Source organism: Neobacillus terrisolis (genome assembly GCF_051233475.1).
Classification (GTDB): Bacteria; Bacillota; Bacilli; order Bacillales; family Cytobacillaceae; genus Bacillus_BU.
Genome location: NZ_JBKFGH010000021.1, coordinates 1 through 9,894 on the forward strand (window position 1 = coordinate 1; position 9,894 = coordinate 9,894).

Genomic DNA, 9,894 nt, shown 5'->3' on the forward strand with positions numbered 1-9,894 from the left:
ATTCAAAATCAACATTGTTCTTTAACACAGCCTTACATTAAGGCTATTATTGCACTAAACGCTTTTTTAATTACTGATGTTCGAATTTTGTTCACATAAAATAAAATTACTAAGGAAATTGGAATGAAAGTATTTTACAGATTGATCATATAGTTAGTATACTAAGCATATGGTTAGTGCGCTAACTAAGAGGAGAGGTTCGATGAATAATATAGGATACCTGTTAATGAAGGTTTCAAAAGAATTGAAATACGTTTTGACAAGAGAATTGACACATCACGATTTGACCTCCTCTCAATGGGCCGTTTTGAATAGGCTGAATATGGAAGAAGAACGGGACACTTCATATAATGAGAGAACGTCAGTAGAAATTGCATCAAAATTAGATTTAGATAAGCCAACGATATCAGGCATTGTTAATCGCCTTATCGAAAAAGGGATGATCAGAAAAGAGCAGCATCCAAATGACAAAAGGGCTTCGGTTTTATTTTTAACCGAAAAAGCGAAACGATTAATCCCTATCCTAGAAAGAATCAGTAATGGTGTTATTGAAGCTTCCTTGAACCGTTTTGATGAAAACGAGAAAGAAATGTTTTTACTCTTATTAAAGAAAATGGATGAGACGTTAAGCAGGGAGGAGAACGAATGACATCCGTACTCGTAACAGGATCAACAGGGAACATTGGCAGCTATGTGATTGAACAATTAGTGGCAAGAGGGGTACATGTAAAAGCTGGCGTTACGAATATAGAAAAAGGAAAGCAATTTTTTTTAGGAAAGAATGTAGATGTGGTACCGTTCGATTTTTTAAAAAAGCATACATATACCGAAGCCTTAAAAGGGGTTACGAAGCTTTTCTTAGTACGTCCTCCCAAGTTGGCATCGCCCAAGGAGGATATGCTCCCATTTCTTGAAGCGGCGAAAAAAGCTGGTATTGAGCATATTATCTTTGTTTCATTATTAGGTGTAGAGAAAAATCCAGTTGTTCCCCACCGCAAGATCGAAAATTTTATTCAAGAGCTTGGGTTTCATTATACTTTTTTAAGGCCAAGCTTCTTTATGCAAAATATTAATACCACCCATCGTGAGGATGTCGTTCAAAGGGATGAATTATTCATGCCTGTTGGTTCCGCAAAAACAAGCTTCATTGACACGCGGGATATTGCCGAAGTGGCTGCGATTTGCTTTACGGAAGAAGGGCATGACAATAAAGCTTATACGCTTACGGGCAGTGAAGCCATTACGTATTATGAAGCTGCTGAGATTATGACGGATGTGTTAGGTCGAAAAATTACTTATACCAATCCCGGTGTTTTGGAGTTTAGAAGGACCATCATAAACAGAGGCACTCCGAAAGATTTCGCCAATGTAATGACAATGCTTTATATAATGACGAAGTTAGGTACTGCTAAAAGTGTAACAGATACTACTGAAACTCTTTTAAAACGTAAGCCTTTTACTTTTAAACAATATGTTGAAGACCATAAGGAGTTCTTTAAAAAATAATGTACTTCCGTTCTAATCCAAGTCAGTTTAATTGGCGATACTCATACGATAGAGTATCGTCATTTTTATTGAAGCAAATTTTTTCTCCTAAAAGTATTGACAGTGTGGTGACTATATATTAATATTATCTCATATTCAAGATATTCAAATTCGAGATATCGTTCAGGAGGTGGGAAATTGGATGGAAAATGTTCAAATAAACCCTTTTTAGCATTAATGCAGACTACAAAAGCCATTCAGGATCGGATAAGACTGGAAATGGCAAAAAATAATATAAGCATTACGGAGTTTTCTGTACTAGAGGTTTTATATTTAAAAGGCAAACAAACGATTCAACAAATTGGAAATAGTATTCTCATATCAAGTGGTTCAATGACCTATGTAATCGATAAACTAGAACAAAAAGGCTATTTAAATCGAAATGCTTGTCGTGAAGATCGCCGAGTCATCCATATAACATTATCGGATCTAGGTCTTCAATTAATGGAAACAATCATGCCAATTCATCAAGATTTGGTGAATAATATGTTTGCATCATTAAATTATGAGGAAGAACAAAGCTTTGTGAAGTTGTTAAAAAAAGTAATGAAAACTGTCGAGGCTGCGGCTTCTAGCTAAAGTATCTTGAATTAAAGATAAATAACAAACACTTAGGAGGAAATAAAAATGATAAATATTGGTTTATTAATAATTCGATTGGTAATTGGTATTTCTTTTATGGGTCACGGTGCACAAAAATTATTTGGCTGGTTTGGCGGCTATGGTTTAAAAGGTACTGGAGGTTGGTTGGATTCAATTGGTATTAAACCAGGTGTAACTATGGCTTTACTAGCAGGTTTATCTGAATTGGTTGGCGGATTACTGTTTGCTTTAGGACTTCTTACACCAGTTGCAGGTATTTTGATTGCCTTTACGATGGTGATTGCAATTGTTAAAGTACATGGTCCGAACGGATACTGGTCAACACAAAATGGTTACGAATATAATCTTACTTTATTAGCGGTTGCAATTGGTATTGCATTAATTGGACCTGGTCAATATGCACTTGACGCTTTAATTTTCTAATATATCTCGAATTAAATATTCTTGAATTTAAATTAATTACATCTACTAAGCACCGAAATATTTCGGTGCTTTTTTGATAATGAAAAAAGCCCAGTAGAGATTAAGCTAATTTTTGATTAATTACGAAGACAGGTTATTAGACGGACAGAGAGGACCCTATTTTGATAAAATAACCGTTTTCCTAACCTTAAGCGGACATAGGATCCCCTATTTACATAAAAACAACTGAATATTGCCTGTTGACAATCAAATAGCGGATCTGTTGTCCGTTTAGCACCTCAAAACAACACATTTTATGAAAATAACGGAACCTATGTCCGCCAACAATTAGGTAACGGAGCCCGTTATGATTTTTCAATCCAGATGGATAGGCTCAGTTCTGTTCCCGGGTAATTTTATTACGTATACTTGCCTTTTTTAAAATGTCTTGTACGATAATCACGGCTGTTATTACTAAACCGATTCTAACATATTGCAAACAGTTAATTTTTCAGAGAAAAGAAAAAAACCAAACAGTTAAAAGGAACTGTTTGGGTGGACAGAGAGGTATTTTCTTTATTCAACCACCCCAATTGCTGCCTCCTCGATAAATGCCGCCGCCACCACCGGGATAAATGCCATCCACAGCACCCCACCCAGATGCACCAACAATTATTAACAGAATGAACAGAACTACAATTAACGCAAAGTCAGATCCAAATCCAAATCCAAATCCAGTACTCATAAGAGCACCTCCTCTGATGGAAAGAATAATTCATAATATGCAAAATGCCTAATATGTTGAAACAATTGTTGTGAAATTTTGAATATCTATTACACATGATTGTATTTTGAATGTAACTTGAATTTGGGATATTTTCGGGTATTATTAGTAGGCTGTTTAATAAAAATGGTTGTTGAATTGACCAAGATGGTTAAAAATGGTAATAACTTCAATCTGATTGTGATAAAATTATTTTAAATTTTTCAAAAGTAGGTGAGTTTTAGTTGAGTTTAGTTGAGTCGAGTGGAAAGTTAGAATTAGAAAGAATTGTTTTTATAGGAAGGACCTTTGAAGAGTATTTGGATATGTTTGCTCTTACAATCGATACCTTGAAGGGAAAGAAAATTTTAGATTGTCCAGCTGGGGCTTGTTCCTTTACTGCTGTTGGCAGCAAATTAGGATTAGATGTAATGGCTTGTGATATTGCGTATGCGTTTTCTAGTGAAGAATTAAAAAACAAAGGACTTCAAGATATTGAACACGCTATGGATAAAATGAAAAAGGCCAAGAGAAATTATCTATGGGATTATTTCAAAAATGTTGAAAATCTTAGGGAACATCGTTTATGCGCATTGGAAATGTGTACAGAAGATATGCTTCAATCATCCGAAAAATACGTTCCTGTTACCTTACCTTCATTACCATTTAAAGATTCGGAATTTGATATGGTACTATCTGCACATTTTCTTTTTATGTATGCTGACCGATTAGATTATCTATTTCATATCCATACCCTAAATGAGTTATTGAGAGTAGCGAAAGAGGAAATTCGTATTTTTCCTTTAGTGGATCTGGAAGGAAAACGGTATGAGTTTCTGGATAAATTAATTGTTCATCTTGTTAATTGTGGTTGCACAGTCGAGGAAGTTAAAGTAGCCTATGAATTTCAGGTGAATGCAAACACGATGTTAAAAATAACAAAAAATCGTTAGTGTAAATTCAATAAAGGGATGGTGTTCATATATGAAAAAGAATTATACTGTTTTATTTTTATTGTTGAATGTTTCTTCTTTTGCAGGAGGGATGGCATTAAAAGATGTTTTCGATTACTCGATGATTATTGGTGTCGGGTTAGCCATGGTATTTCTTTTTGCTGCTGCATTTTCGCTAGCGAAAAAAAACAGGGAGAATAACTCTCATTACAAATGATTGATTAAAGGAGGTGTGGTGAATGATTTTAGTAAGTTCATGTATAGCGGGTTTAGAGGTAAGATATAATGGCAGTCATTGTTTAGTTGAAAAAATCCAAAAATTAGTAAACGAAAACAAAGCAATAACGATCTGTCCCGAAATGCTTGGTGGGCTTTCAACACCGAGAGAACCCGCAGAGATAATCGGCGGAGATGGAAATGATGTACTGGATGGGAAAGCAAAAGTAATGAATAGAGTAGGGGCAGATGTGACTGAACAATTCATAAAAGGTGCTTATGCTGTTTTAGAAAAAGCAAAAGAAGTAAGTGCAACAATCGTCGTCCTTAAGGAAAATAGTCCTTCTTGCGGGAGTTCTATGATTTACAACGGTGAATTTATTGGGAAGAAAATTGCCGGTATTGGCGTTACCGCTGCTTTATTAAAAAGAAATGGAATACGGGTAATATCAGAAGAACAATTTTTTGAAAATTTACCTTAGTGGTTAACAAACATTTACAATAGTGTAATAAATTAATCAAAGGACCTTCACGGGTCTTTTTTTGTTTATATGGGGGTCCCTTCACAGGTAGTTTTCCTTGAATAATTGGAGCTTTTTGCCCTGGTAAGTGAAAAGCAATTTTGTAAAAAATCGCTAATTTACTTGAAAATAAAATTTGGGTGATTTAAGATAAAGGTGTAATTAATGTATATGGTGTATATGTATGATATATACACCTGATGAAAAAGAGGTTTTTCAATGAAAATCATAATTAAAAATATCTCTGACCAACCTTTATATCAACAAATAAAAGATCAAATTAAAAATGCTATTCTTCGTCAGGAATTAAAGGAAGGGGAAAAGCTTCCTTCAATTCGTTCATTAGCAAATGATCTACACGTAAGTGTTCTCACAACCAAAAGAGTCTATGAGGAGTTAGAAAAAGAAGGATTTATCGTAACTCAGGTGGGAAAGGGAACATTCGTAGCTCCAGAAAACCTCGATATGCTATCGGAATCAAAAAGGCATATGCTCGAAAAAAAACTCTCAGAGGTTTGGCAAATGGCTAGAACACTAGGGATAGATAAGCAAGAACTTTATTTAATGATGGACATCATTTTCGAAGAGGAGGATGAATGATGAATTCTGTTTTAGAGGTGACCCATTTAAAAAAAGAGTTAGAAAAATTTCATTTAGATAAAGTCGATTTTTCGCTTAAAGAAGGTTGTATAACAGGATTTATTGGGGTTAATGGTTCTGGAAAAACCACAACAATCAAAACAATCCTTGGTCTCTATCCAAAAGATGACGGCAGCATTAAGTTCTTTGGCAAAGAGATGGAGCAGCATGAATGCTTAGTTAAGAATCGAATTGGTGTTGTTTTAGATGAAGGATATTTTTACGAAGAAATGACATTGAAAGAAATGAAGAGTATAATTGCCCCTGCCTATTCTAATTGGGATGAATCTAAATTTTTAGAGTACATCAACCGGTTTCAACTGAAATTAAACCAGAAAATCGCAACCTTATCAAAAGGAATGAGAATGAAATTTGCAATTACTTTAGCGCTCTCGCATCATGCTGATCTATTGATTATGGATGAACCAACAAGTGGACTTGATCCTTTAATTCGAGATGAGTTAATGGAAATACTTTTAGATTTTATGGAAGAGGAAGGGAAAAGTGTATTCTTTTCTACTCATATTACTTCTGATTTAGATAAAGTTGCGGATATTCTTATTTTAATTGATAAGGGGAAAATCCTTTTAAATGAAAGTAAAGATGAACTATTAGATCGACATGCTTTGGTGAAGGGGGATAATCGTTTTATTAATGAACAGACAAGAAATTTGTTTTTAAGATTACGTCAAACAGCAGTTGGTTTTGAAGGTATTACAGATAAAAAGGATGAGGTATGCGAACAAATGAAAGATTGTTTAATAGAACGCCCCACAATTGAAAATGTAATGCTCGCGTATGTAAGGGAGGAATAATCATGTTATTTCATCTTGTCAAAAAAGACTTTATTATAGCAAAAAAATATGTATGGATTATGCTTGTTTTTGCTGTAGTCGGCCCAATCATTATTTATTCAAAATTAGACGGGATAGGAAACAGTTTTGTAAGCTTTCTAATTACTGTTTTATTTGTGGAATATATTTTATTTAACATGATTTCGTTTCAAGAGGATAAATATAAGGGATCCGCACTTCTTTGTACAACCCCACATACTCGAAATGGTGTTATTAAAGCGAAGTATTTATTTATTCTTGTAATCTTTATTGGCAGTTTTTTATTATATAATCTTGCAGTAGCAATTGATTCATCTGGTTTGGAAAGATTAAATACTATTAGCATTGGAACAGTTCTTTTAATCATTTCAGTGTTTTACGGAATATTAATTCCTATTCAAATAAAATTGGGTTATGAAAAAACGAAATATATCTCGTTTATTATCATATTTTTAACACCATTTATCCTTCCTGCGGTCGTTGAATGGTATCAATCTATCCAGTTTAATTTCAATATTAACACACCTCTACCAGAACAGATTAAAGTCTGGGTACCTTTGGTGCTATCGTTTTTTATAGGTTTCGTTTCAATGATGCTATCAATCAGAATCTATTCAAAGAAAAACTTATAACTAAATTATTTTTGAATAGATAATTCATAGATTAGAAGACGAGTCCTATATGATAATGATGTTAAGGCGGTACTCCAAAAGGGGCATCGCTTTTTTATATTCGAACGAAAAAAATGTGTCCCCTAAACTTTTTTACTAGGGTTGGTCCCTGTAACTTTTTTTTATTTGCGGCCATTGCAAAAAGACTTATTCTCAGATCTGGAATTTGTTAAAAATATTGATAAGCAGTATTGGCTCCTCCTTCGCCAAATACCATGATAGCCACGCATGCTATCCCCACTAATCATTAGTTTAAAGCTCTATTGTTAAAAAAATACAAGCATGGTGTTATAAACGTGTTAAGAATTAATTAAATAATCATTAAGATGACTTCGGGTCTCGCTTAAGTTCATGGAAAATTCATATTATTCCTTCAAGAGTCGAGTTAACGTTCAACTAAAAAAGGTAAAATTGGAAATAAGTTCAAATACAAAAAACCTCTGAACTTTACAATTATATTATGGGAGAATAAATGAAATTATGGTTAAGTATATTTTTCTATATGTTTTGTCAGTATTTATCTTATATATAGTTATTGAAACAGCAGTAAGAAGGGGAATTAACAGTTCAATAATTGGCCAACTACTAGAAAAGGATAATGTTAAGAAAGCAAAAAAATCTTTTTTAGATAAAGATTTGGACAACGATTAATAATACTTCTGAAAGGATGAGTTAAATGAATCCAATCCTACTAGATTTTCCGGAAGAATTTGAAACTGATAGATTATTTATTAGGTTGCCAAAACCAGGAGATGGGCATGCTTTGTATAATTCAATTATGGCATCCATGATTGAATTAAAACCATGGATGCCGTTTGTCCAAAAAGAAGTGTCCGAAAATGATGTGGAAACAAATGTTAGAGAAGCCTATGTTAAATTTTTAAAAAGAGAGGATTTACGTTTACATATTTTTTTGAAAGAAACAGGGGAATTCATTGCCGCTTCTGGTCTACATAGAATTAATTGGGATATTCCCAAATTTGAAATAGGGTATTGGATCGACACCCGTTACAGCGGAAAAGGATTCATGACCGAAGCTGTTCAAGGGATAGTGAATTTCGCATTAAATGAGTTAAATGCAAAGAGAGTAGAAATACGTTGTGATTCTACTAATTTAAAAAGCAGGGCAATTCCTGAACGATTAGGATTTGTACTAGAAGGGACATTAGTAAATTCAGAATTATCATTTGATACAAAAGAGTTAAGAGATACATGTATTTACGCAAAAGTGATTTAACCTTTTCATGTTTCAAAATAAAGGAGAAAAGGGTGTATTTCGAATGAGATTTAACCATTTGAAACTCGTTTTACTAATTGCGTTGTTATCTGTGATTGCAGGGTGCACAAACAGCGAAGAGCCTCCGAATGCGATTGTAAAAGTTAACGATGAAAAGATAGAAGCAGAGAAAGGTACCTATCAGTGGGAAACAGGTAGTTTTTTAGGGAAGAAGATAATAAATGCAGATGCAGCCTCGCCATTTGAAATAGCAAAAGGAATGAAATCAATTATTGTACCGAAAGGATCAATTGCAAACATTGAATTCGGCGATGATTCCGAGCCTGAAATAAAGGCCTATTTATGGGAAAAAGAGAGACAAGACCAGGAACTAACGATAAAACAAACTAGCCTGACACTGCCTTCCCAACAGGGGAAATATGTAATTGAAATACTTGCCAAATGGTCAAATGGGGATGCATCCTATACTTTCTTGGTTGAGATTAAATAATGTTCTTTAAAAAGCAAAGCAGAATAAAAAGCTAGAGAGTTATATTATTAGAATTTAGAATAACTTAAATTAGGAGGTCTCCAAATGAATGATTTTTCAAATGATCCATATGACAATGAAAAGGTTCATCAAACGATTTGCGACCCTCATTCAAATTTCGTAGAAGAGAGGACTCCTTTTAATGATGTTGTTAAGCATAACGACATTATTCAAGGGTTCAAGCCCCAAAGAATGGCGAACAAATTCCGAGATGGTTTAAAAATCCCCTAAGAATATTTGCAATTATCAGCATCCTTATTTTCTTGTCGACATTACTTTTTCAGATTGTTTCAATATTTACTTCTGAGTAGTATAACTTTTTTAATTTTAGAAGGAAGGGTAATCATATGGAAAATCCTATACAAATTGATAATATGCTACAAGAAGATTGGGAGCAGGTTCGAAACATCTATCAAGAAGGAATCGCAACAGGGAATGCAACCTTTCAAAAAGAGGCTCCTTCTTGGGAAGACTGGAATAATAGCCATTTATCTGAGTGTCGGCTTGTCGCTCGCTCAGAGGGTAAAGTGCTTGGATGGGCAGCGTTAAGTCCGGTCTCAAGTCGTTGTGTTTATGCAGGTGTGGCTGAAGTAAGTATATATGTTAGTCAAAGTTGGAATGGCAAAGGTATTGGGAGTAAGCTCCTAGAATCATTAATTCAAATTAGTGAAAAGAGCGGATATTGGACGTTACAATCGGGGATCTTTCCTGAAAATGTCTCTAGTCTAAAATTACATCTTAAGTATGGGTTTCGTGAAGTCGGAAGACGGGAGCGTATCGGCAAAATGGATGGTGTATGGCGAGATACGATTTTGTTAGAAAGAAGAAGTAAGGTAGTTGGAATGAAATAAAAGTATTTTTTAAAAAATAAGGGCTAGGTTTGTACTGCACCCCAAAAGTTAGAGTAAAATCTGACTTTTGGGGTGTTTATTTTGAGTAAATATAGTGAAGAATTTAAACTTATGGTGGTAAGGGAGTTTCA

At 34.1% G+C, this 9,894-nt stretch carries 15 protein-coding genes; 14 read left to right on the plus strand and 1 reads right to left on the minus strand.

Going from position 1 to position 9,894, the window contains the following annotated elements:
- The first annotated feature begins 202 nt into the window (after nucleotides 1–202).
- The 4 genes from ACI48O_RS13985 to ACI48O_RS14000 all read left to right on the plus strand — a co-directional run bounded on the left by ACI48O_RS13985 (nucleotide 203) and on the right by ACI48O_RS14000 (nucleotide 2,571).
- Nucleotides 203–649, plus strand: coding sequence for a MarR family winged helix-turn-helix transcriptional regulator (locus tag ACI48O_RS13985; protein ID WP_435562441.1), 447 nt, complete (start codon nucleotides 203–205; stop codon nucleotides 647–649).
- The gene (locus ACI48O_RS13990; RefSeq protein ID WP_435562442.1) at nucleotides 646–1,506 is read left to right on the plus strand and encodes an SDR family oxidoreductase; all 861 of its coding nucleotides are present in this window, start codon (nucleotides 646–648) and stop codon (nucleotides 1,504–1,506) included. The genes ACI48O_RS13985 and ACI48O_RS13990 overlap by 4 nt, the downstream gene beginning before the upstream one ends.
- Before the next feature lie 177 nt (nucleotides 1,507–1,683).
- Nucleotides 1,684–2,124, plus strand: a complete 441-nt coding sequence (locus tag ACI48O_RS13995; protein WP_435562443.1) for a MarR family winged helix-turn-helix transcriptional regulator — start codon at nucleotides 1,684–1,686, stop codon at nucleotides 2,122–2,124.
- Nucleotides 2,125–2,172: 48 nt separating this feature from the next.
- A complete protein-coding gene (locus ACI48O_RS14000) occupies nucleotides 2,173–2,571 on the plus strand; it encodes a DoxX family protein (RefSeq protein WP_435562444.1) in 399 nt (132 codons plus the stop codon).
- Nucleotides 2,572–3,130: 559 nt separating this feature from the next.
- On the opposite strand, the gene ACI48O_RS14005 is transcribed toward ACI48O_RS14000, so the two are convergent.
- Entirely contained in the window at nucleotides 3,131–3,295 is a 165-nt protein-coding gene (locus tag ACI48O_RS14005; RefSeq protein ID WP_435562445.1) for a YjcZ family sporulation protein, read from the minus strand.
- Nucleotides 3,296–3,558: 263 nt separating this feature from the next.
- Between ACI48O_RS14005 and ACI48O_RS14010 the strand changes: the two genes are divergently transcribed.
- From ACI48O_RS14010 to ACI48O_RS14055, 10 genes are all read left to right on the plus strand, one after another.
- Nucleotides 3,559–4,266 carry a class I SAM-dependent methyltransferase gene (locus tag ACI48O_RS14010; protein WP_435562446.1) on the plus strand — a complete coding sequence of 236 codons (708 nt, stop codon included), beginning with the start codon at nucleotides 3,559–3,561 and terminating at the stop codon, nucleotides 4,264–4,266.
- 31 nt (nucleotides 4,267–4,297) lie between these two features.
- On the plus strand, nucleotides 4,298–4,483 hold the full coding sequence (locus tag ACI48O_RS14015; RefSeq protein WP_435562447.1) for a hypothetical protein: 186 nt from the start codon (nucleotides 4,298–4,300) through the stop codon (nucleotides 4,481–4,483).
- A gap of 22 nt (nucleotides 4,484–4,505) precedes the next feature.
- Nucleotides 4,506–4,964, plus strand: a complete 459-nt coding sequence (locus ACI48O_RS14020; RefSeq protein WP_435562448.1) for a 2-thiouracil desulfurase family protein — start codon at nucleotides 4,506–4,508, stop codon at nucleotides 4,962–4,964.
- A 258-nt stretch (nucleotides 4,965–5,222) separates the two neighbouring features.
- Nucleotides 5,223–5,603, plus strand: a complete 381-nt coding sequence (locus ACI48O_RS14025) for a GntR family transcriptional regulator (RefSeq protein ID WP_435562449.1) — start codon at nucleotides 5,223–5,225, stop codon at nucleotides 5,601–5,603.
- A complete protein-coding gene (locus tag ACI48O_RS14030) occupies nucleotides 5,603–6,457 on the plus strand; it encodes an ABC transporter ATP-binding protein (protein WP_435562455.1) in 855 nt (284 codons plus the stop codon). Before ACI48O_RS14025 ends, ACI48O_RS14030 begins: the two co-directional genes overlap by 1 nt.
- Nucleotides 6,458–6,459: 2 nt before the next feature.
- A complete protein-coding gene (locus tag ACI48O_RS14035) occupies nucleotides 6,460–7,107 on the plus strand; it encodes an ABC-2 transporter permease (protein ID WP_435562450.1) in 648 nt (215 codons plus the stop codon).
- A 715-nt stretch (nucleotides 7,108–7,822) separates the two neighbouring features.
- Entirely contained in the window at nucleotides 7,823–8,383 is a 561-nt protein-coding gene (locus ACI48O_RS14040; protein WP_435562451.1) for a GNAT family N-acetyltransferase, read from the plus strand.
- Between the two features lie 43 nt (nucleotides 8,384–8,426).
- The gene (locus ACI48O_RS14045; protein WP_435562452.1) at nucleotides 8,427–8,873 is read left to right on the plus strand and encodes a hypothetical protein; all 447 of its coding nucleotides are present in this window, start codon (nucleotides 8,427–8,429) and stop codon (nucleotides 8,871–8,873) included.
- A gap of 84 nt (nucleotides 8,874–8,957) precedes the next feature.
- Complete coding sequence (locus ACI48O_RS14050) at nucleotides 8,958–9,143, plus strand: hypothetical protein (protein ID WP_435562453.1); 186 nt, start codon at nucleotides 8,958–8,960, stop codon at nucleotides 9,141–9,143.
- 116 nt (nucleotides 9,144–9,259) lie between these two features.
- Nucleotides 9,260–9,763, plus strand: a complete 504-nt coding sequence (locus ACI48O_RS14055) for a GNAT family N-acetyltransferase (protein WP_435562454.1) — start codon at nucleotides 9,260–9,262, stop codon at nucleotides 9,761–9,763.
- Nucleotides 9,764–9,894 lie beyond the last annotated feature (131 nt).

Excerpts from the sequence above, each read along its gene's own strand:
- ACI48O_RS14025 (WP_435562449.1), top strand. The coding sequence starts at position 5,223 with ATGAAAATCATAATTAAAAATATCTCTGACCAACCTTTATATCAACAA.
- ACI48O_RS14015 (WP_435562447.1), top strand. The coding sequence starts at position 4,298 with ATGAAAAAGAATTATACTGTTTTATTTTTATTGTTGAATGTTTCTTCT.
- ACI48O_RS14000 (WP_435562444.1), top strand. The coding sequence starts at position 2,173 with ATGATAAATATTGGTTTATTAATAATTCGATTGGTAATTGGTATTTCT.
- ACI48O_RS14035 (WP_435562450.1), top strand. The coding sequence starts at position 6,460 with ATGTTATTTCATCTTGTCAAAAAAGACTTTATTATAGCAAAAAAATAT.
- ACI48O_RS13985 (WP_435562441.1), top strand. The coding sequence starts at position 203 with ATGAATAATATAGGATACCTGTTAATGAAGGTTTCAAAAGAATTGAAA.
- ACI48O_RS14040 (WP_435562451.1), top strand. The coding sequence starts at position 7,823 with ATGAATCCAATCCTACTAGATTTTCCGGAAGAATTTGAAACTGATAGA.
- ACI48O_RS14045 (WP_435562452.1), top strand. The coding sequence starts at position 8,427 with ATGAGATTTAACCATTTGAAACTCGTTTTACTAATTGCGTTGTTATCT.
- ACI48O_RS14030 (WP_435562455.1), top strand. The coding sequence starts at position 5,603 with ATGAATTCTGTTTTAGAGGTGACCCATTTAAAAAAAGAGTTAGAAAAA.
- ACI48O_RS14020 (WP_435562448.1), top strand. The coding sequence starts at position 4,506 with ATGATTTTAGTAAGTTCATGTATAGCGGGTTTAGAGGTAAGATATAAT.
- ACI48O_RS13990 (WP_435562442.1), top strand. The coding sequence starts at position 646 with ATGACATCCGTACTCGTAACAGGATCAACAGGGAACATTGGCAGCTAT.
- ACI48O_RS14005 (WP_435562445.1), bottom strand. The coding sequence starts at position 3,295 with ATGAGTACTGGATTTGGATTTGGATTTGGATCTGACTTTGCGTTAATT.
- ACI48O_RS14050 (WP_435562453.1), top strand. The coding sequence starts at position 8,958 with ATGAATGATTTTTCAAATGATCCATATGACAATGAAAAGGTTCATCAA.
- ACI48O_RS14055 (WP_435562454.1), top strand. The coding sequence starts at position 9,260 with ATGGAAAATCCTATACAAATTGATAATATGCTACAAGAAGATTGGGAG.